At 40.5% G+C, this 22035-nt stretch carries 15 protein-coding genes and 1 pseudogene; 6 read left to right on the top strand and 10 right to left on the bottom strand.

The features are described 5' to 3' along the window. Window positions 1-274 precede the first annotated feature (274 nt). Window positions 275-1732 (top strand): glucose-6-phosphate dehydrogenase, encoded by a 1458-nt coding sequence (gene zwf, locus NSS70_RS10190; protein ID WP_339192795.1) that lies wholly within the window; start codon window positions 275-277, stop codon window positions 1730-1732. A gap of 103 nt (window positions 1733-1835) precedes the next feature. After that, the gene (gnd, locus tag NSS70_RS10185) at window positions 1836-2738 is read left to right on the top strand and encodes a phosphogluconate dehydrogenase (NAD(+)-dependent, decarboxylating) (RefSeq protein ID WP_181555732.1); all 903 of its coding nucleotides are present in this window, start codon (window positions 1836-1838) and stop codon (window positions 2736-2738) included. Window positions 2739-2910: 172 nt separating this feature from the next. Here gnd and NSS70_RS10180 read toward each other — a convergent pair whose 3' ends face one another. The 6 genes from NSS70_RS10180 to NSS70_RS10155 form a co-directional block, all read right to left on the bottom strand. Beyond that, complete coding sequence (locus NSS70_RS10180) at window positions 2911-3936, bottom strand: LacI family DNA-binding transcriptional regulator (RefSeq protein WP_340882502.1); 1026 nt, start codon at window positions 3934-3936, stop codon at window positions 2911-2913. Between the two features lie 22 nt (window positions 3937-3958). Further along, entirely contained in the window at window positions 3959-6322 is a 2364-nt protein-coding gene (locus NSS70_RS10175) for a glycoside hydrolase family 31 protein (protein ID WP_090950136.1), read from the bottom strand. Window positions 6323-6334: 12 nt separating this feature from the next. Continuing rightward, entirely contained in the window at window positions 6335-7867 is a 1533-nt protein-coding gene (locus tag NSS70_RS10170; RefSeq protein WP_090950134.1) for an alpha-amylase family glycosyl hydrolase, read from the bottom strand. A 76-nt stretch (window positions 7868-7943) separates the two neighbouring features. Beyond that, a complete protein-coding gene (locus NSS70_RS10165; protein ID WP_012749390.1) occupies window positions 7944-8786 on the bottom strand; it encodes a sugar ABC transporter permease in 843 nt (280 codons plus the stop codon). Beyond that, window positions 8786-10066, bottom strand: coding sequence for a carbohydrate ABC transporter permease (locus NSS70_RS10160; RefSeq protein ID WP_339211495.1), 1281 nt, complete (start codon window positions 10064-10066; stop codon window positions 8786-8788). The genes NSS70_RS10165 and NSS70_RS10160 overlap by 1 nt, the downstream gene beginning before the upstream one ends. 64 nt (window positions 10067-10130) lie before the next feature. Further along, the gene (locus tag NSS70_RS10155) at window positions 10131-11405 is read right to left on the bottom strand and encodes a sugar ABC transporter substrate-binding protein (RefSeq protein WP_339192791.1); all 1275 of its coding nucleotides are present in this window, start codon (window positions 11403-11405) and stop codon (window positions 10131-10133) included. A 256-nt stretch (window positions 11406-11661) separates the two neighbouring features. On the opposite strand from NSS70_RS10155, the gene NSS70_RS10150 reads away from it, so the two are divergent. Further along, window positions 11662-13428, top strand: coding sequence for an alpha-glycosidase (locus tag NSS70_RS10150; protein ID WP_094245760.1), 1767 nt, complete (start codon window positions 11662-11664; stop codon window positions 13426-13428). Between the two features lie 34 nt (window positions 13429-13462). Here the strand turns inward: NSS70_RS10150 and NSS70_RS10145 are convergent, their stop codons facing one another. Beyond that, a complete protein-coding gene (locus NSS70_RS10145) occupies window positions 13463-14326 on the bottom strand; it encodes an AraC family transcriptional regulator (protein WP_013877336.1) in 864 nt (287 codons plus the stop codon). A gap of 124 nt (window positions 14327-14450) precedes the next feature. On the opposite strand from NSS70_RS10145, the gene NSS70_RS10140 reads away from it, so the two are divergent. Then, window positions 14451-15803, top strand: a complete 1353-nt coding sequence (locus NSS70_RS10140; RefSeq protein WP_340881434.1) for an MATE family efflux transporter — start codon at window positions 14451-14453, stop codon at window positions 15801-15803. A gap of 28 nt (window positions 15804-15831) precedes the next feature. Here the strand turns inward: NSS70_RS10140 and asnB are convergent, their stop codons facing one another. Continuing rightward, window positions 15832-17679 (bottom strand): asparagine synthase (glutamine-hydrolyzing), encoded by a 1848-nt coding sequence (gene asnB / locus NSS70_RS10135; protein ID WP_340881431.1) that lies wholly within the window; start codon window positions 17677-17679, stop codon window positions 15832-15834. Between the two features lie 305 nt (window positions 17680-17984). On the opposite strand from asnB, the gene NSS70_RS10130 reads away from it, so the two are divergent. Then, window positions 17985-18533, top strand: a complete 549-nt coding sequence (locus tag NSS70_RS10130; protein ID WP_340881429.1) for a DUF2777 domain-containing protein — start codon at window positions 17985-17987, stop codon at window positions 18531-18533. Window positions 18534-18565: 32 nt separating this feature from the next. Here NSS70_RS10130 and NSS70_RS10125 read toward each other — a convergent pair. Further along, a pseudogene (locus NSS70_RS10125) lies at window positions 18566-21413 on the bottom strand (EAL domain-containing protein). Here NSS70_RS10125 and NSS70_RS10120 point away from each other — a divergent pair. Continuing rightward, complete coding sequence (locus NSS70_RS10120; protein ID WP_339195746.1) at window positions 21380-21586, top strand: YheC/YheD family protein; 207 nt, start codon at window positions 21380-21382, stop codon at window positions 21584-21586. The pseudogene NSS70_RS10125 and the gene NSS70_RS10120 overlap by 34 nt on opposite strands. Here NSS70_RS10120 and NSS70_RS10115 read toward each other — a convergent pair. Beyond that, window positions 21543-21947, bottom strand: a complete 405-nt coding sequence (locus tag NSS70_RS10115) for a hypothetical protein (protein ID WP_328268072.1) — start codon at window positions 21945-21947, stop codon at window positions 21543-21545. The genes NSS70_RS10120 and NSS70_RS10115 overlap by 44 nt on opposite strands. Window positions 21948-22035: the final 88 nt, after the last annotated feature.

Here is a 22035-nt window from a genome sequence, read left to right as displayed (position 1 = left end):
CCAATTACGAGCACTGGAGGGAGCAGCATGAATCGTTTTACTATTCCGCGCGATATTTATTTCGGAGAGAATGCTCTCGATGTTTTAAAAACGCTGGAAGGAACAAAAGCTGCCCTCGTCTTTGTTGAACTTTCATGAACGAAAAAATACAAGAACAAGACCTTCTTCCTGTTCACAAAAATACCAATTCTTGCAATGTAGTAAACCTTGTTACATCTGCTCTATCAGCTTTATTCTTTTTGAAAAATGTTTCAAAAAGACAGGGGGGATAACATTGGATTCGATGACCTTTGTCTTGTTTGGGGCAACAGGTGATTTAGCTAAACGAAAAATTTTCCCTGCATTATATAATTTATTTCTCGACCAAAAAATGCCTCAGTCGTTTTCCGTTATTGGGGTGAGCAAAAGAGAATTATCCGATGTTGAATTTCAAGCATATGTGGAAAATTCATTAAGAACATTTTCTAGACGTTTGACAAATGACCGTTCCAAAATGGAAGAGTTTCTCCATGCGTTTCGTTATACTTCTTTAGATGTAACGAATGCCCAAGGGTATAAAAAGTTGCTTGAAATGGTTCAACGACGTGAAAAAGAATTGAATATTCCTGAAAACCGCATGTTTTATTTATCTGTTGCGCCGGAATTTTTTGAGGTGATTGCAGCAAACATCAAGGAAAGTGGACTAGGATCCGCCAAAGGTTGGAAACGCCTGATTATCGAAAAACCGTTTGGTCACGATGTAAAATCAGCGCAAGATTTAAATAAAAAGTTAAGTCAAGCTTTTGAAGAAGACGAAATTTATCGAGTAGATCATTACCTTGGGAAGCCGATGGTCCAGAACTTGGAAGCTATAAAATTTGCCAACTCTGTATTTCAAGCAATCTGGAACAATCAGTATATAGCCAATGTACAAATTACAGCTAGCGAAACGGTTGGAGTTGAAGAAAGAGCAGGTTATTATGACCAGGCAGGGGCCATTCGCGATATGGTTCAAAATCATATGTTACAATTGTTGATGATGACCGCTATGCACCTTCCAAAACGGATCAGCGCAAAAGACATCCGGAATGAGAAAAGAAAAATCATGGAATCTCTTCGGCCAATACAGAAAGAAGAAGTAAGTTTACACGTTGTTCGCGGTCAATATGGTCCTGGAGAAATCGATGGAAAACCAGTTGTCGGATATAAAGAAGAACCCGGAATAACTGCTTCTTCAACAACGGATACGTTTGTTGCGGCTCGTTTGTGGATTGATGATGAGGTTTGGAGAGGGGTACCATTCTATATCCGCACAGGTAAAAGAATGAAGGAAAAGTCCACACGTATTGTGATTGAATTCAAAAATCCATTAAAGGAATGGTATTTACCGAAAAATGAGAAAACAGCTCCTAATCTTTTAGTGATTCAAATCAATCCGAACGAAGGAGTTTCATTGCAATTAAATAATAAAAATGTATTAAACGATGGAAGGATTGAACCCGTCCATATGCACTTTACGACTAATCAGAAAGATGTACCCGAAGCCTATGAGCTCTTGATTTTCGACTCTTTATGCGGTGATTCGACTTTCTTTGCTCATTGGAACGAAGTTGAACTATCTTGGAAGTGGGTTCAACCCATTTTGGATGCATTTGAGGAGAATCTCCTTCCTCTTCACTCATATCTTGCAGGTTCGATGGGACCAGAAGCTTCTCATCAATTATTGGAGGAGGCCGGATTTCATTGGTGGTAGTTAAGCATGACTATAGGTTGTCAATATAAGAAATAGAAGCCACATTTAACAACAAATTTTCCTTACCTTATAAGATTAAAGACGTTTTTAGGAGGTCATTAACATGAAAATCGGGTTAATCGGTTTAGGAAAAATGGGATTCAACTTAGGTAAAAATCTCATCGACCATAAGCACGAAGTAGTAGCGTTCGATGTAAATGCAAATGCGGTTGAAGAAATAAAAAAATATGGAGCCAAAGGCGTATCTAATTTAGAGGAGCTCGCTCTATCATTAGAAAAACCAAGAATTATTTGGATCATGGTTCCACACACAGTGGTTGATTCGGTAATTGGCGAAATTACACCATTTTTAAGCAAAGGAGACATTGTCATTGATGGCGGCAATTCTCACTATAAGGAATCGATTCGTCGTTATAACGAACTAAAGGAGATTGGAATTCACTTTATGGATGCCGGAACCTCTGGTGGAGTGGAAGGTGCTCGTAACGGAGCGTGTTACATGGTTGGAGGGGATTCTGAAGCTTGGAACGTTGTCGAGCCTCTTTTCCGAGATACCGCTGTGGAAAATGGGTATTTATATACAGGAAAAGCAGGTAGCGGCCACTTCTTAAAAATGGTCCACAATGGGATTGAATACGGGATGATGGCGGCCATTGGTGAAGGATTCGAAATATTGGAGAAAAGTGAATTCGATTATGACTACGAAAAAGTGGCAAGAGTGTGGAATCACGGTTCTGTTATTCGTTCATGGCTCATGGAATTAACAGAACGCGCCTTTTCTAAGGATGCAAAATTAGAGGAAATCAAAGGGATTATGCATTCTTCCGGTGAAGGAAAATGGACAGTCGAAACGGCTTTAGATCTACAAACCGCTACTCCTGTCATCGCTATGTCTTTATTGATGCGGTATCGTTCATTAGAAACCGATACATTTACAGGCAAAGTGGTAGCCGCTTTACGCAACGAATTTGGTGGACATGCTGTAGAAAAAAATGAGGAGGAATAAGCCGTTATAATCATTTGAAGCATCTCCAGAAAAAACTTTTAAGGAAACAGCATAAAACTCCTCTATTTTCGATCAGAGAAATACAACTATCCATTCATGATAAATGAACTTCTCAATTTGAAAAAGCTGACTCTAAACGATCACGTGTAGGGTGACCGTTTGTGCCAGCTTTTTATTTCCGATAATAATCGCACGAAAACCGTCTGACAAGCCGATGCGGGATAATAATGCGCTTAATCGGTTCGTTCGGGTTAGCGATTTTTTCGATTAAGTTTTTCGTTGCTTCGTAGCCGAGTTGGAAGATATGAATGTCGACCGAGGTTAACGGCGGGCGCGACATTTCCGCCAGCAGCGTGTTGTTGAAGCTGACGATCGAAATGTCATCGGGAACGCGCAGTCCCATTTCATCCAATGTCTTCAGCACGCCTAAGGCCATTAAATCATCGGCAACGACGAGCGCTGTCGGCGGCTCAGCGAGCGAAAGCAGCTCTTTCATCGCTTCTTGGCCGCCTTCCTGCAAAAATTCTTCGTGCATGATATAGTCTTCGCGATAAGGAAGGCCCGCTTCTCTCAAAGCCTCCTCGTAACCATGCAATCGGTCGACAGTCACTAAATATTGCTTATTGCCGCCGACAAAAGCGATTCGTTCATGGCCGCGCGCGATCAAATGCTCCGTCGCTTCTTTGCCCGCCCGGTAATTGTCATTATCGACATGGGTGATTTGTTCTTCCTTTTGATGCGGCTTCCCGATGACGACAAATGGGAATTGATGTTTTTGCAAATATTTCATCAGTCTATCATTGATGCGCGAATATAATAAAATCACTCCGTCGACGCTGCGGCCTTGAAGCATGTCCACAACCCCTTCGTAAATTTCTTTTTCTTTTTCGCCTGTGGACATTTGCAAAGCGTATTTTTTTTCATGTGCTGCTTTGCTGATGCCGCGGATGACTTCTGGAAAGAACGGGTTTTGCAGCGCCTGTTCCGCTGCGCTTGGCATGACAATGCCGATCACCTGTGTTGCTTGATTGGCCAAACTGCGCGCAATAAAATTCGGATGATAGCCAAGTTCTTTCATTGCCTGTCGCACTTTTCGCTTCGTCTTCTCACTAATTCGCGGACTGTCGGCAATAACGCGGGAAACCGTGGAGGGAGCCACGTTTGCTCGTTTTGCAACATCTTTTATCGTAACGTTCATCATTTACTCCCCCATTCGATGCTCATTCACTTTGGATGAGTAGGATACGCTGATGAGGATCAAATATCGCATTTTGTTCGTTTCCATCGATCGTGACTTTCGTCTGTTCCGTCGCGTGATGAATTGCAAAAGAGAGCTTCCAACTTGGTTGATACGTTCCTTCGCTTTTCGTTACGATATGCACGGAATTTTCGCCATATTCGACCTCAATATACATGCGTAAATAATCTCCCTTTTCGTAAGAGAACGTTTGTCCGTCATCATCATACAGTACATACGTCGCTTTGCCACCATTGGCCTTATAAATATGAACAGTCCGATGTTCGTCCGGCATTTCTGTCGAACGCTTAACGTCACCTAAGGCAATAGCCGATCCTTGTTTAATGAAGATTGGCAATGTCTCTAAATCCGCAGAAATTAAATGGTATTGGCCGCCTTCTAGCACTTCGCCTGTCCAATAATCCACCCAGTTTCCTTTCGGGAAATAAGCGACGCGACGGGTCGTGCTCGGCGTCATGATCGGCGCAATTAATACATTGGCACCAACGAGAAATTCGTCATACAGATTATACGTGTTTTCATCATCCGGGTACTCGAAAAACAATGGTCTCATGACAGGTGCCCCTGTTTCATGTGCCTCCGCAAACAATGTATATAAATGTGGAAGCCACTGATAGCGCAATCGAATATATTTTTTTATGATGCGCTCATATTTTTCCCCAAACGCCCACGGTTCTTGACGGCGGAACCCAATCGCGCAATGATTGCGAAAATATGGCGTAAACGCCCCTACTTGCATCCATCGCGTCAACAGCTCTCCATTCGTGTTATGGGCAAAACCGCCAACATCCGGACCGCAAAACGCAACTCCAGATAATCCTAAGTTCATACACATCGGCAGTGACATTTGCAAGTGTTCCCAGAAGCTGCGATTATCCCCCGTCCATACCGCGGCATAGCGCTGAATGCCGGAAAAGCCAGCGCGTGTTAATAAGAACGGGCGCTTTCCGTTTAATAATTTTTTCATTCCTTTATACGTTGCTTCTCCCATCATAAAGCCATACACGTTATGAAGCTCGCGATGCGTTTTCGGATCGCCGTCGTTGTCGTGTATCACTTTGACGTCCATCGTTTTCGTTTCGTTAAAAACGGATGGTTCGTTCATGTCGTTCCAAATGCCTTCAATGCCTAAATCCGTATAAAATTGGTGCTTTTCTCCCCACCATTTTCGCACCTTTTTATTTGTAAAATCCGGAAACGCGCTCTTGCCCGGCCAGACTTCTCCAAAATAAACGTTTCCTTCGATATATTTGCAAAAATAATCATGGCGAATGCCTTCCTGGTAAATGACGTATTCTGGGTCTTCTTTCACTCCGGGGTCGACAATCGGAACAACACGAATTCCTTTTTGTTTTAAATCGGCAATGAGCTGCTTCAGATTCGGAAAACGGTTACGGTCAAACGTAAACACGCGATAGCCATTCATGTAATGAATATCTAAATAAATGACATCAAGCGGAATGTCTTTTTCGATAAACGTTTGTGCAATCTCTCTTACTTCTTGTTCGGTTTCATAGCTATAGCGGGATTGATGATACCCCAGTGCCCATTTTGGCGGAAGCGGCATTCGGCCGGTAAGATCCGTATATTGTTCTAACACGTCCTTTGGCGTTGGACCAGCAAAAACGTAATAATCAATGGCCCCTCCTTCTGCGGAAAAACAATACTCATCGGTCGCTGTTTGAAAATCAAATGTTGTTTTGTACGTATTGTCAAAGAAAATGCCATGCGCACTTCCATTTCGCACCGTCATAAAATACGGATGGGATTGGTATAACGGGTCCGTTTCCGGATTGTGTGGCGCATACACATCCGTATTCCACATCGTCATTGTTTCGCCACGCTTATCGAGGAACCCTGTTTTTTCACCAAATCCGTAAAAATGGTCAGCTTCATCCATCATTTTAAAACAGCATACTTCTCCTTGGTAGGTAAACGCCATCCCCTTTTTTCCTTCCGCAACAAGCAGTCGTCCATGATTGTCGTAAATGCGGACGCGAAACGGTCGTTTTTGCAAAACAACCGTCAGTTTTGCCGATGTTAACGTCACCTCTTCCTCGGTTTCATGTACGGAGGCATCTACTTTTTCCGGCTCTTTTACGACAGCGACACTTGTGGACAAACTTGTTTCGCCAAAAGGGTTGAAGGCGATACGGACAATATCTTCACGGTAAAATCGAATTTTGACGATTCCTGTGTCGCAATGGAATGAAAATACGTGTTCCGTATGAGAAAATGTATGCATATTCCCGATGTCGATCCGGTGCGTTTCTTGCGTTTTGTCATCTTGTTCCGGCTGAATGGCGAAGCTTGTATCCTCGAGCATCTTTTTTCCCTCCTAGGTTGTCTGTTTTGACCTTTTCTTTACATAATATAAAAACAACCCAAATAGCACATAAATGGCAATTAACGTTGCAATAAATGGAATATTGAGCCCCGTCTTTTTCGCAAGCACATAAATTTCCGCTGTCTCGCGATTTAAAATGAGATCATATCCGTCGCGATCGCTTCGGACTAAATCTCCTGCCAGCAGTCCGCGTAGTTCTTTTCCCGGGGCAAGTTGATTGTTTGTCAAATGAACCTTTCGTGTTTTTCCGGTATTGTTAATGGCAATGACCGCTGTTTCGTCTTTATACGTCCGCTTAAAGACAGCCATACCGTTTTTTTCATATAACAATGTAAAATCGCCGCGCCGTAGCGATGGTAGCTGTTGGCGCAGTTCCCCTAATTTTTTAATATAATCAATGATTTCCTTGTCAGTACGGAAATTCATTAAGCGACGATTATCCGGATCGTTCCCGCCGTCCATTGCAATTTCTGTTCCATAATACATAATCGGAATGCCCGGTGCAGAGAACAAATACGTTAAACCGAGCTTAATTCTCGTTATTGGATTTTGCTTATTTTCTATCGCAAGTCTTGTAAAACGTACCGTATCATGATTGTCTAAAAATGTTCCAAGCAAATACGGGCGATCGTAAAATGTTTTGTCATACTCCCATACGTCGTAAAGCGGCCGCAACGATTGATCGCGCTTGCTGAACACTTTCGTGATTTCGTTGTAAAGCGGATAATCGACAAACCCGTCGATGCCGTATTTTCCATAGTCGGCAATATAACGCGGGTCATCATTCCATACTTCTCCAAGCAGGAAAAAGTCTTTTTTCACCGATTTCACTTCTTTGGCAAACTCTTGCCAAAACGATTTCGGGACGTGTTTGACTGTATCAAGGCGATAACCGTCAATGTCCGTTTCTTTAATCCACCATTTGGCCATATTGATTAAATAGCGCTTTACTTGTGGATTTTCTTGCGCTAAATCAGGCAGTCCGAACACCCAGCCGTTTTCCACTTGTTGTTGGTCATCCCAGTTAAAAATGTCGTTTTTCTCATGAAACCAATCTTTCTTCGCTGGGTCGTTCAGCCATGGATGGTGGTAGCCGGTATGGTTGGCGACAAAATCCAGAATCACCTTCATGTTGCGTTTATGCGCTTCTTTCACTAACGTTTTTAAATCTTCCATCGTGCCAAAATGCGGATCGACTTTGTAAAAGTCTTGAATCCAATACCCATGATAGCCGCCCGGTTCATTTTTAAAAATCGGTGTCAGCCAAATCGCCGTAAATCCCATATCTTTAATGTAGTCTAGTTTGGCGGTCACTCCTTTTAAATCACCGCCGTGATATCCTTTTGGATCATTGACATTAACGTCTTGGTCATTCGTCGGATCCATGTTGTTAAAGCGGTCGACCATAATAAAATAAATTGCCTCATCTTGCCATGTCCGTTCTTCTTTTTCAGCAGCTTGTACCGGAACCGCACAAAAAAGAAGAAACGGAAGCATAAATAAAGCGAATACTCGATTCCCCATTTCAGCTTCCCCCCTTTATCTCTAGTATCGTTTGACTCATCGGAAAGGGGTAATACCAATTCTATCATAACGGTTATTACCCTTTTGTTCCACCTGCTGTTAAGCCAGAAATTAAATAACGTTGCAAGAATAAGAATACGATGGCAATCGGCGCAGCAATTAAAATAGAACCAGCGGCAAAACGAGTAAAGTTATTGGCAAATCGGTCGCTAATAAAGTTAAACAATCCGACTGCAAGCGTATATTTTTCTGGATCGCGTAAAACGATTGATGGCAATAAGAAATCCGTAAACGGTGCCATAAAATTGAACAGCGCCACAACCGCTAAAATCGGTTTCGCAAGTGGAAGCATAATTCGGAAAAACACAGCCAAATGTCCTGCACCATCAATGCGTGCCGCCTCATCAAGCTCGCGTGGAATCGTGTCAAAATACCCTTTAACAAGCCAGGCGTTAAACGGAATTTGCCCACCGACATAAATGAGAATAAGTCCCCATAGAGAGTCTAAAAGCCCAAGCATATTTAGTAAAATATAAAGTGCGACCATCGCCATCAATGACGGAAACATTTGTAGCACAAGAAATAAATATAATCCCATTTTCCGTCCAACAAATTGGTAGCGGGAAAACGCATAAGCAATTAATGCTGTAAAAAAGACAGATAAAATAGAATTGGCAAATGCAACGAATAAGCTATTTTTATACCATAGCAAATAATCACTCTGCGGGCTTGTAAATAACCATTTATAATGTTCCAAAGACGGCTTTTCTGGAATTAACGATGCAGAATATAAGCTCGTTCCCGGATTGAATGACATGCTAATGGTCCAAAGAAGCGGATATGCGATAATAACAAACATAAATGCAATAAATAAATAAATCAACGTGACTTCGATTCGTGATTTTGTTTTTCGACTCATTAAATGTTCCCCTCCTCTTTAAAGGAACGTGTACGTCTAAATTGGTATAAAGCAAAGCCGCCCACAATCAATCCGATAATAATGGAAATCGCTGCAGCCATATTGTAGTTGTTTGTCGTAAACGTTAAATCATATACCCAAGAAATTAAAATATCGGTTCCTCCGGCATTTTGACCACGCACTGCCGGACCGCCATCGTTGAATAAATAAATAATATTAAAGTTATTAAAGTTGCCGGCATACTGCATAATCAATAGCGGAGCCGTCGCATAGAGCACATGCGGCAATGTAATCGAGCGAAACTTTTGCCAGCGAGAAGCTCCGTCGATGTCCGCCGCTTCGTACCAATCGCGGGAAATGCTTTGCAGCACGCCAGTAAATAAGGCAAATACAAACGGGAAGCCTAACCATGTTTGAATCAAAATTAAGGCGACTTTTGTCCAAAACGGGTCGTTCATCCATGGAATCATCACGCCAAATGCGCTTAAAATATCGCGGTTAATCGCTCCGAATTTATCGTTAAACATCGCTGCAAACACGAGAATCGTCACGAACGCTGGAACCGCCCACGGCAAAATTAATACAGTCCGAATGAACCGTTTAAATTTAATGCGCGGGTCATTGACTAAAAGGGCTAAAAATAATCCTAGCGCAATTTGCGAAGTGGTAGCGACAATTGTCCACACAATCGTCCAAGAAAATACGCTGAAAAATGTATTTTGCCAAATTGGCACGGATACTAAGTTTTTAAAGTTTTCAAACCCAACCCAATGCAACAAATGGCGCGGTGGAGAATTATATAAGTTATAATCAGTAAACGCTAGGGATACCATAAAAAGTAGAGGTAGCACGACAATAAATACCAGCATGACAAGACCAGGAGTGACAAATACATATGGGAATCCTTTATCCCAAGCGTTTTTGCAAGATTCGATCAGCGACGGAAACGGTTCTCCACGTTGAAGGCGAAGCGCATCTTTCCGCGCGTCCATAATATTAAAATAGTAAAGAGCGGCCGCAAATGCGATGATAATGACAGAAACTAGACCTTGAATTAACAAGAAAATCGAATGATCGACTTTCGGAATTTCCCCTAATGTAATGAGTCCCCATAATCCAATGTTTAAAAAGTTATAAAACGTCATCAAAAAAGCTGCTTCAATGATAATAAATAAAATCCCTTTGACATAGCGCCGATTGTATAATTGCCCTAAGCCAGCAAAAAGGACCGATAACACAACGGCAACAACCGGATTATGCCGCACCCTTTTTTCAGGCATGTTGTATCCCCCCTATACGTGATAAGAATGGTGGATAGAGAGCTCTATCCACCAAATTATTACGTCATTTTCCACCGCTTGCTGCGATTTTATCTTGAATCGTTTTTACTGCTTCCGTTAATACTGCTTTTGGATCATCACCTTTTGCGATGAATTGTAACGCATTGCCCATTGGATCCCATACTTGTGACATTTGCGGTACGTTTGGCATTGGCTCTCCGTATTGAATTTGCTCTGCAAATCCGGAAATTAATGGGTCATTTTTAATTTTTTCATTTGTTAACGCTTTTTCATTTGCTGGCATTTCACCAGCAACTTCATAGTAATGAAGTGAATTTTCTTCGTTAGTCACAAATTTCATAAAGTCCGTCGCCCATTCTTTGTTCTTCGAATAAGCAGATAACATCCATGTTTTCACACCGACAAACGATTTTGGATGTTCGCCATTTTCTAATACTGGAAGTGGAGCAGTCGCTAATTTATCCCCTAACGCATCACGATATATGGCAATGTTCCATGGGCCACTAATAACCGTCGCTACATTTCCTTTTGTAAATAAGCCGTTCATAATATCTTCGTTAATTTCTTTTGGAATGTATCCATTTTTAAACCAAGATTGAACAAGTTCGGCCCCTTTTACAGCTCCATCATTTGCCAACCCGATATCGCTTGTGTCGACTTTGCCATCTTTGTTATGGAACACGTAGCCTCCATACCCTGCAAAGAATGGATAGACAAAATAGAAGTTTGCTGCTTCCATCAAGAAACCATATTGGTCTTTTGCAGCATTTGTTTTTTCTTTCGCAATTTTCATAAGATCTTCCATCGTTTTCGGAGCTTCAGGTACTAAATCTTTGTTGTAGAATAGACCGTATGTTTCCACGACAAAAGGTACACCATAAGTTTGACCGTCATAAGTAACCGCATCAATTGCTGTTTTGTTATATTCGCTTTTTGCATCACCAAGATCAACTGGATCAGCTAAACCTTGGAGAACAATGTCACCAATGCGGTCATGCGGCTGGAAAAACACGTCTGGACCTTTTCCTGCCGGACCGTCCAGCGCTATTTTTTTCACTTGATCAAGCATGTTCGCAGCGACCATTTCAATTTTGATTCCTGTTTTCTCTGTGTATTTTTTAAAGATATCGCTTAATGCCTGTTTTTGCTTTTCTTCATCATTTACCCAAACAACTAATTTTTCTGGTTTTTTTACATTTTCTGTTGTAGTTTCCTTTTTATTTTCTTTCACTTGTTCGGTATCACGCTTTGGACCACACGCAGCCAAAACGCCGATCAGAAGAATCATCACCATAAACAATGAAACAACTTTTTTCATATATCCCCCTCCTAAAAGTTAATTCACTTATAGCGCAATCGCTTGTATTAGGAAATCGTTTGCACAAAACTACAAAAAAAGAGTAAGTTATCCATGAAAACGATTGCACCGCTCACTTTCATTATATCGTCTATTTTTTATTTGACAAGTTTTTTTCAATAAAAATTTGACTTTTTTGTTCAATTATCCTACTCTTTAAGTACAAAAACATATTTATGTGCAAACGATTGCTCTTGTTAAAGGAGTGGCAAAGAAAATGTTGAAAGAAGCCATTTATCATCGTCCAAAAGATAACTTTGCTTATGCGTACAATGAAAAAACGTTACATATTCGCCTTCGTACGAAAAAAAATGATATCGAAACCGTTTACCTTCTTTATGCTGATCCGTATGAATGGGTAAACGGCGTTTGGCAGCTGAACCGTGCTCCCATGGTGAAAAGCGGGTCAGACGATTTGTTTGACTACTGGTTTATTGAAGTTGTTCCTCCATACCGCCGCCTTCGTTACGGGTTTGAATTAACAGCAGGCAGTGAAACGATAGTATATACGGAAAAAGGTTTTTACAACGAGGCACCAACAGATGATACCGCTTACTATTTTTGCTTTCCTTTTTTAAATAAAATCGATGTATTTCATGCGCCCGAATGGGCAAAAGATACGATTTGGTATCAAATTTTCCCGGAGCGCTTTGCAAATGGAAATCCGTCTTTGAATCCAGAGGGAACGCTACCTTGGGGAAGCGAAGAACCGACACCAACAAGTTTTTTCGGCGGCGATTTTGAAGGGATTATACAACACCTTGATTATCTTGTTGAGCTCGGTATTAACGGCATTTATTTTACTCCTATTTTCTATGCGCCATCTAATCATAAATATGATACGATAGATTATTTTGAAATCGATCCACATTTTGGAGATAAACAAACATTTAAAAAACTTGTTGATCTTTGCCATCAAAAAGGAATAAGAGTGATGCTAGATGCAGTATTTAATCATTGCGGTTACTATTTTGCACCGTTTCAAGATGTACTAAAAAATGGTAATAATTCAAAATATAAGGATTGGTTTCATATTCACGAATTTCCGTTACGGACAGTCCCAAGACCAAACTATGATACGTTCGCATTTGTTGAGCAAATGCCAAAGTTAAATACGGAAAATCCTGAGGTAAAGCAGTATTTATTAGATGTAGCAACATATTGGATTCGCGAGTTTGATATCGATGGATGGCGATTAGATGTAGCAAACGAAGTAGACCACCAATTTTGGCGAGAATTCCGTCAAGCGGTGAAAGCAATCAAACCGGATGTTTATATTCTCGGAGAAATTTGGCACGATGCAATGCCATGGCTTCGAGGCGATCAATTTGATGCTGTCATGAATTATCCATTTACGAATGGCGTTATCCGCTTTTTCGCCAAAGACGAAATCCGTGCTGAACAATTTGCTAATATAATTATGAACGTTCTGCATTCTTACCCAGCAAACGTCAATGAAGTCGCTTTTAACTTGCTTGGCAGTCACGATACACCAAGAATTTTAACGACATGTAACAATGACGTACGAAAAGTCAAACTGCTATTTTTATTCCAACTCTCTTTTACCGGTTCTCCATGCATATACTATGGTGACGAAATTGGTATGACAGGTGGGCAAGATCCAGGATGCCGCAAATGTATGATTTGGGATGAAAGTAAACAAAACCGCGATATATTAGAACATGTGAAAAAACTCATTTCGCTTCGCAAGACTCATCCTGCTCTTGGAAGTCGAGGAAATATTACATTTATTGATGCAAATAATGAAACAAATCATTTAATATATACGAAAACATACAAGCACGAAACGATTTTAGTTATGATCAACAATAACAACAAAAATATTGAAGTCACGGTCCCATTGTCTCTTAAAGGAAAACGGCTAACGAACTTATGGACAAACGAGCAATTTGCTGTAGAAGCAAAAACATTGCGTGCAAACATTCCTCCATACGGTTTTCTCCTCTATCAAGTAGAAAATTGATAAAAGGCGAGAAGGAAGTATCCTCTCGCTTTTTTTACATCCGATGCACAGTACGGCGATATTCTGTCGGTGTAACTCCTTCTATTTTTTTGAATAGCCTTGAAAAATAGGCGCCATCTTCAATTCCTGCTCTCTTGGCAATCGCTTCAATCGTTTCATTCGTTTCTGCCAACCATTTTTTTGCTTTTGACAAGCGATAATAATTCAAATATTGCACAAAACTCATGCCAATTGTTTTTTGCATGCAACGGGTAATGTAGTCAGGATGAAATCGTAATGATTGGGCGAGCTGCTGAATCGTAATCGGTTCAGCATAATGCCGTTCGATGTAAGCAACCGCTTCGGCACACACTTTTTCAGAAGCGCTTGGAATATGCAGCTCCTGTTTTTGCAATTGCCAAATGAATTCAACAAAATAGAGTAATTGCTTTAATGAACGATCTGGATCTCTTTCCTCATTCAGCTCGACTAATTGTTGAAGCAATTGTTCGATGCGTTCCCTTTGCTTTACTTTCGCATATTGCCGTATCCAAAAACGATATTGAACCGACTCGACATATGTTGCTTCCCTCTCAATGACATTTTGCCAGCTTAACGACTGTTTTGGAACAATGTCATATCCTCCTTCGATCGTAAAATGAAGCCAAACTAGTTGTGTTTCTTCCGTGCAAGGATAATGCCCGTAATGCTCTCTTCCCGGAATAAGAATAAGATATTCTCCTTCTTTTACAGCAAATTCCTTGTTTTCTTCTGTCATATATAAGCATCCCTTTTTCACATATAACAAATCAAACACAGAAAACGTCCGTCGAAAATGTTTTTGTCCTTTTGGAAATACGCTTTCTGCCCCTTTAATAAAAATCGGAAACGGCGGAAAAGAAAATGTTATGTATTCCATTCCAAACATCCTTTCACATGTCGGAAATATACAAATCAAATCGCTCTTTTCTCTTCTTATTATGCAATAAACTAGATAAACTTGATATAGTTTTAAAGTCGGAATGATTAAAGGAGTTGTCTTGATGAACACCGATCAGAAAAAACTTTCCTTATTTGCGCTGACATGGCCGATTTTTATTGAAACGCTATTATATATGGTCATGGGAAATGCCGATACATTGATGCTAAGCCAGTATTCGGATCACTCTGTTGCCGCTGTCGGCGTAGCGAATCAAATTATTGCTGTGATTATTGTCATGTTTAATTTTATTGCCTTAGCCACTGCCGTCTTAGTGGCGCAATATTTTGGGGCTGAAAGAAAGCAGCATGCAGTGGAAGTTTCGCTCATCTCTATCGCTGTTAACTTTTTGTTCGGCCTTGTACTTAGCAGTGTGCTATTCTTTTTCGGAAAGCCAATTTTATATACGATGAAACTATCGAACCATTTGCTTACAGAGGCGAACGACTATTTAATGATCGTCGGCGGATTTTTATTTATTCAAGCGCTCATTATGACCATTGGAGCTATATTAAAAAGCTATGGTTTTACCCGTGAAACGATGTACGTAACCATCGGCATGAACATACTGAATGTGATTGGCAACTACTTATTTATTTTTGGACCGTTCGATTTTCCAGTATTAGGAGTAAAAGGGGTGGCAATCTCGACAACCGTCAGCCGTCTCATCGGATTGATCGTTATCTTTTCTTTATTATTGAAACGGACAAAAATGCCATTTTCATTATCTGTTCTTCGTTCTTTGCCATTTCATCATATCCGGGATCTATTGAAAATCGGAATTCCATCCGCTGGAGAACACTTGGCGTACAATACGGCGCAAATGCTTATTACGTATTTTATTACTTGGCTTGGAGCAGAAGCGTTGACAACGAGAGTATATACGCAAAATATTATGATGTTTGTTTTTTTATTTGGCATTGCGATAAGTCAAGGGACGCAAATTCTTGTCGGCCATCTCGTCGGGGCCGGACGCTATACAGAAGCATATACACGTTGTTTAAAAAGTTTGCGCAGCGCCATCGTCATCTCGATCACGATGGCATCGATTAGTTTCATTTTCTCAAGACAGCTGCTTTCATTGTTTACAGATAATGAACAAATTATCGAAACAGGCCGATTGCTTCTCTTATTGACAATAGTATTAGAGCCCGGACGTTCGTTTAATCTCGTTATCATTAGTTCACTGCGAGCAGCTGGAGATGTTAAATTTCCAGTATATATGGGGATATTGTCCATGTGGGGCGTTAGTGTTGCCATTTCCTATTTTCTCGGTATTGAGGCTGGTTTAGGACTGATTGGGGTATGGATTTCCTTTATTGCTGATGAATGGCTGCGTGGATTGCTGATGTTATGGCGTTGGCGTTCGAAAGTGTGGATGAGAAAATCACTTATACCAAGCATAGAAACTGCATAGACAAAAAGAGCTGCGACAAAGGCAGCTCTTATTCTTTTATGGTAATGCCGTATTTTTGGAACCAAACATGCACTTGGCCAAGATACGCCAATAGTTGTGGTCCTGTCATTAACTGTCCAAACCAAGGCGCTTGGAATGATTTTCCTTCTGTTTCCACTAACTCTTCTAATTTTTTCGCATCAAAAAATTCATAAAGAATCGATGAGCGGTCGTGCAATAATTCTTTTACCCAATTTTTTACTAGCTTCGTATAAAGCGGATGGTGGGTTTTCGGATACGGGCTTTTTTTGCGATATAACACTTCCTCTGGTAAAATTCCTTCCAATGCCTTGCGCAAAATGCCTTTTTCGCGGTTGCCGTACATTTTCATCTCCCAAGGAATATTCCAAACATATTCTACTAACCGATGATCGGCAAACGGCACGCGAACTTCCAAACTCGCGCCCATACTCATGCGGTCTTTTCGATCCAAAAGCGTTGTCATAAACCAAATCATGTTCAAATAAAACAATTCGCGCCGCTTCGCATCTTCCGCACTTTCCCCTTCCAGTCTTGGAACCTCCGCGATCGTTTCACCAAAGCGCTTTTGTACATATTCATCCAGCTGCAATTTCTTTCTCCAATCTTCTTTTAATAAATCCATCCGTGCCTCTGTCGAACGCATCCAAGGGAATCCGTTCCGCGCTAAATCGTCAGGACGGTGAAACCATGGGTAGCCGCCAAAAATTTCGTCCGCACATTCCCCGGATAAACTAACGACAAAATCTTTTCTTATTTCTTTGCAAAACCATAGCAACGAAGAGTCCACATCCGCCATGCCTGGGACATCACGGACGATCACTGCTTCCTGTAAATGATGAAACAAATCTTCCTGACTAATGACACAATGATGATGGACGGTTTGGAATGTTTTTGACATTAGTTCAATCCAAGGCGCATCGGCATTTGGCTGAAAATCATTTGCTTTGAAATATTGGTCGTTCCCTTCGTAATCAATAGAATACGTATGAAGCTGTCCTTTTCCTTCTTTCGCAAACACCGTTGCGGCAATGGCGGTAATGGAACTCGAATCAATCCCGCCGGATAAAAAAGTGCAGACAGGAACATCGGAAACAAGCTGGCGCGTAACAGCATCAATAAGAAGAAAACGCAATTTTTCCACCGTCTCATCCAGCGAGTCTCTATGCACATCGCTTTGCACATTCCAGTAGCGCCATACTCTTATCCCTTCGCGGGAAAACTTTAACGCGTGCGCCGGGCGCAATTCTTTCATTCCGCGAAACACGCCATGCCCTGGTGTCCGTGACGGACCTAATCCAAACACTTCTGCTAGTCCTTCATAGTCCACTTCTGCTTTTACTTCCGGATGTGCCAAAATTGCTTTCATTTCTGAGCCAAATAAAAGACTATCATGGACATGCCGATAAAAAAGCGGCTTCACGCCAAGTCGGTCCCGCGCTAAAAATAGCTGTTCGCGCTGTTCATCCCAAATCGCAAAAGCAAAAATTCCGTTAAAATAATCAACACAGTGCTCTTTCCACTCTATATAAGCGTTTAATAATACTTCCGTATCCGAATGCCCTTGGAATGTATACCCCTTTTTTAATAGTTCTTTACGAATGTCTTCTGTATTATATAATTCTCCGTTATAACAAACGGTATAACGATACCCATTTTTCATTCTTGTCATCGGCTGTTTGCCGCCTGCTGGGTCGACCACGATAAGCCGCTTATGTCCAAATGCGGCATGTTCGCTAAACCAAGCATTTGTATCGTCAGGTCCACGTTTCGCTAATGTTTCTGTCATTTTAGAGGTAATCTCTTTTTCCATTCGCAAGTCGCGCTGAAAATCAACCCAACCGGTGATACCACACATACGAACCAATCCTTTCTTGATAGATAACAAAAAAGCTATTTTTAACATAACACGTCTCGAACGCCATACCTTTTCTTTTCCTTAGCTAAGCCAAGCTATCTCGCGCTTGAGGGATTTTATCATAGTTCTTCCCGCCTTCGCTTTCTTTTTAACCTTCGCTTTCTTTTTAATTTGGCATTCTCCGTATTGGCATGATTCCATTTTATGCAGCACCTCTCATTTCGATGAATTGTCCGATTGTAAGAACGATGTGAATAAATGGAAGACAATTTGGCAAAACAGGAAATAAAGGAGGAGGAGGAAAAGTGAACATCGAACATCGTCTTCAATGCATAAATGAACAAAAACGAGCTTATATACAAGGAACGATTGAATTCGTAAACGACGAGTGGATCTTTTTTGATGAAGAAGATGAGGAAGCATCATTACTTGAGGAAATGACAGAAGGAAATATAGAGATTTTCCGCCATGGTCATTGGATGTGCGGCCAATTACAAAAAGACGGGATGGTCGATATAGGGATCGAAGTTTTCCCTCTTCAAAGCGGCGAACACGTCCGTTTTCGAAAGCGGCTTCCATACGCTTATCAACAATGGCTCGAATCGCTTTCGGATAAAACGTTTTTTCATTTTGTACAGTGGCTAAATGAACTCGGCTTTTCTTTATACGATTGTTTATACTGCTATAATGGATTGTTATTTAAAAAATATTCTGGTGTTAATTTTATTATTTATGATAATACTGAATTCATTATCAACGTCCAACATTACTATGAGCGTGGAGATACATATAAAGACCGCTTTGAAATCACATTTAATACCGGAAAACGGTTTATTTGCGCGCACATCGGATAATGGGGAAAGAGTTGTTTTCTTTCCCCAATTCTCTATTTGTGGCTTACCGTCATATATGTTGACAATTCTTCTGCGGTTACAGGACGATACAATGCATATCCTTGTGCGTGATGGCAATGCAGCATTTTTAACAATTCCAGCTGCTCGACCGTTTCCACCCCTTCGGCTACTGTTTTTAGCCCTAATCCGTGCCCCATCGTAATAATTGCCTTTACGATCGCGATATCCGAAGAATTTGTATGCATTTTCTCAACAAATGAACGATCAATTTTTAATATGTTTACTGGTAAATTTTTTAAATAACTAAAAGAAGCGTATCCACTTCCAAAATCATCAATAGCAATACCGACACCGAGCTGCTGTAATTCTTTCATTACTTGAATACTGTAATGAAGATTACGAAGCATAGAGTTTTCCGTTAATTCTAAATGTAAGCAATTTGGGGAGAGCTGCGATTGCTCTAGCGCCTGTTTTACATCATCAATAAAGCCTTCATGCTGAAATTGTCTCGCCGACACATTCACAGAAACGAAGAGTTGTTGATTCCATAATTGCTGCCATTTTTTTGTTTGTTTGCAAGCCGTTACTAATACCCATCTTCCAATTTCATGAATGAGCCCCGTCTCTTCTGCTAGTGAAATAAATTCATTCGGTCTAACAAGTCCTAGCTTTGGATGGCGCCAACGAATTAATGCTTCGTTTCCGACAATAACACCTTTATGTATATCAATAATCGGCTGATAGCATAGAAAAAATTCTTGATTTTCCAGTGCTTTTCGCAAATATCTTTCCATCTCTAAACGGTATAACGTTTCTTCATTCATTTTTGCAGAATAAAATTGTATTCGATTTCCCCCACTCTGTTTTGCTCTATTTAGGGCGATATCAGCACTTTTGAGCAATGAATGTTTATCCACACCATCGTTTGGATAGAAGCTGATTCCAATACTTATAGTGATAAAAAATTCTTTGTTTTCATATACAATCGGCTTCATCACTTCTTTTGAAATGTGCGCTGCTGTTTTAAACACTCCTTCTGAATCGGTGCGCTCTGTTAAAAGTAAACAAAACTTATCCCCATGAAACCTTCCTAAATACGCTCCAGCTGGCAAAACATGCTGAATGCGCTGAACGACTTGTTTTAAAATTTCATCTCCCGCATAATGCCCTATACTATCGTTAACTAGCTTAAAACGGTCTAAATCGATGAATACGACTGCTAGCTTCCTATTTTTTGCTTCGCCTTTTCTAACTGTTCATCGATGATTTCCATAAACTTTGTCCGGTTTGGAAGATGGGTATCCGGGTCATAATACGCTAAATATGAAATTTTTTCTTCCGCTTTTTTTGTTCGGTAATATCTCTTCCAATCCCGTAAATGCCTACTTTTTTCCCATCAACGATAATTGGAACGTTTTTAATTTGGAATAATAATGTTTCCCCTGATTTTGTAGGAATCTCCAAATTATAATATTGAATTTTTCCACGCAAAGCTCGATAAAAATGTCTGCTAACACGAGGTACATCATTCGGATGCATGTATTTTAAAGCGTTCGTATGTAAAATTTCCTCTTTTGTGTAACCTAGAATTTTCTCGAAAGCGGGATTCACGTTCGTAAAATTCCCATGTAAATCAGTAGAATATACAATATCTGTATTATGTTCAAAAAGTGATTGTGATATTTGTACATGAACGCGAAGCCTCTCCATTTCTCGAGAGGAGGTGGACATTAAATTCGCTAGCGTCATCACCCCTTGAAACATCTCAGGAATAGATAAAGAAACGGAAGCACTGCTATTCTCTCCGTTCTGATTTCCCTCCGATAACGCAAGCATGCTAAAAGTGGCTGAACGTATATCTCTATCCTTGATCACCAGTTCTACAAATATAAATGGCGTAAAAGTAGGAGCAACTTGCTCCAGCGTTGTCGTTATTTGCTCTAGCACTGGATATGCATAGCCTTGTACGGCGATGCTACGATAGAAAAAAATCGCTTCCGTGTATTTTTTCGTCAATTTGTTTAATTCATCGGATATAGTCCAAACCAATGACGTTAAATGAACGTAGCTAAACTTAACCTTCTCCCCTTGATGGACGTAACCGTTTAGTTCAATAGAACCATCCTCATTTACTTTAACGATGGATAAACATTCTTTATGGCCATTTTTCTCAATAATGAACGGAAATTCCGCTCCGGAAAAAGGCAATCGATCGATAAATTCCTTTCCTAAATAACGTTGCAGCAATTTTATTGCTTTTTTTCCATCAAGCTCGTATAACTTATTTCCGCTGCATTTCGTTATTCGAAAAGCAGTGCCAACTGGTTCCCATAAAAACGGATGTGATGATTGAACACGAAAAGAAGAACCGTTAAAACTAATTGCCAGCATACCGCCAGTGACAAATCCTTCATGCGAAAACAAACGCTCTCCTTCATTAATTCGCCCGGCAATCACAACCGTTTTTTCATTTGCTAGTGGTATATGGCGAATAAGGGAATGAAGATTGCTATTCTGGTCAGTAAATAAAAGAAGAAGATTTGTTTCTTCCGTTATAAGCGTATCCGAAATATATGTTACAAGCTCAAGTTCATTTGCAAATTCTTCGTATGATAATAAAACAGAGTGAACGCTAACTTTTTCGAACACAGTAAAACATATAAAAAATTTGTCATCGAAACCAAAATGTTCGCCGTATGTGACGCCAAATAGCTGCGCTTGTGGAAGATAACGCTGAAGCAACCCAATCATTTTCCGAAGTTCAAGCTGATCGACTTTATTGGCTGCAACTTGTACAAAAATATGTTCATATTGGGCAAGGTGGTGCTGTGCGATAAAGTCATACAATTCTTCTGTATTATGACAATGTAGACGGTACATGTCGTTTTATTGGCGAGTTTTCCGCGGATATTGGCCTTAGCAAAGATGGACAATTGTACATGTACGAACTGAACGCCAAACCGATGATTTTCGACGAACCGGACATTCAACATCATGGTGCCAAACAGCTTATCTCCCTATTTGATGAATTAGCTGGTTTTTTATCATCGTAAAAAATAGCTGGCTATATTGAATGGCCTGCTGTAATGAGTGATCTGCCGCTTTTTGTGCAGCTCCCGATAACATCTCACTTGCTTTTCGACACAACATTCCTTTTTTTAATTCATTGGAACAAAGCGCATACAACAGTTCGGAAACCGAAGCTGTTACGATCTTTTCACTGTCGCTTTCTTCATATGCCCCGGCAAGTAAATAGTGAATATATTGCCATAGCTTATATTGACGTGTTATATCCTCTAAATACAGAATAAATTGTTGTTTCCACGTTTCATCGCTCACTATTTCTGCCATCTGTTCTGCTAGTTGCGTTGATGTTCTTGTTATGTACAGCAGTTGTTTCACCGTGCGTATCATTGTGTTCCCTCCTTGCTTGTCCTGCTTTTTGACATATATATAATGAATACGAATAATCTATGCTTTTATAATACAAACTACAAAAAAC

The organism is Aeribacillus sp. FSL K6-2848, from assembly GCF_038004325.1.
Classification (GTDB): domain Bacteria; phylum Bacillota; class Bacilli; order Bacillales; family Aeribacillaceae; genus Aeribacillus; species Aeribacillus composti.
This window is presented reverse-complemented; position numbering and strand designations above follow the sequence as displayed.

Bases quoted from the DNA above. Each gene is read 5' to 3' on its own strand.
- gnd (WP_181555732.1), top strand. From the start codon at position 1,836: ATGAAAATCGGGTTAATCGGTTTAGGAAAAATGGGATTCAACTTAGGT.
- NSS70_RS10180 (WP_340882502.1), bottom strand. From the start codon at position 3,936: ATGAACGTTACGATAAAAGATGTTGCAAAACGAGCAAACGTGGCTCCC.
- NSS70_RS10175 (WP_090950136.1), bottom strand. From the start codon at position 6,322: ATGCTCGAGGATACAAGCTTCGCCATTCAGCCGGAACAAGATGACAAA.
- NSS70_RS10170 (WP_090950134.1), bottom strand. From the start codon at position 7,867: ATGGGGAATCGAGTATTCGCTTTATTTATGCTTCCGTTTCTTCTTTTT.
- NSS70_RS10165 (WP_012749390.1), bottom strand. From the start codon at position 8,786: ATGAGTCGAAAAACAAAATCACGAATCGAAGTCACGTTGATTTATTTA.
- NSS70_RS10160 (WP_339211495.1), bottom strand. From the start codon at position 10,066: ATGCCTGAAAAAAGGGTGCGGCATAATCCGGTTGTTGCCGTTGTGTTA.
- NSS70_RS10155 (WP_339192791.1), bottom strand. From the start codon at position 11,405: ATGAAAAAAGTTGTTTCATTGTTTATGGTGATGATTCTTCTGATCGGC.
- NSS70_RS10150 (WP_094245760.1), top strand. From the start codon at position 11,662: ATGTTGAAAGAAGCCATTTATCATCGTCCAAAAGATAACTTTGCTTAT.
- NSS70_RS10145 (WP_013877336.1), bottom strand. From the start codon at position 14,326: ATGGAATACATAACATTTTCTTTTCCGCCGTTTCCGATTTTTATTAAA.
- NSS70_RS10140 (WP_340881434.1), top strand. From the start codon at position 14,451: ATGAACACCGATCAGAAAAAACTTTCCTTATTTGCGCTGACATGGCCG.
- asnB (WP_340881431.1), bottom strand. From the start codon at position 17,679: ATGTGTGGTATCACCGGTTGGGTTGATTTTCAGCGCGACTTGCGAATG.
- NSS70_RS10115 (WP_328268072.1), bottom strand. From the start codon at position 21,947: ATGATACGCACGGTGAAACAACTGCTGTACATAACAAGAACATCAACG.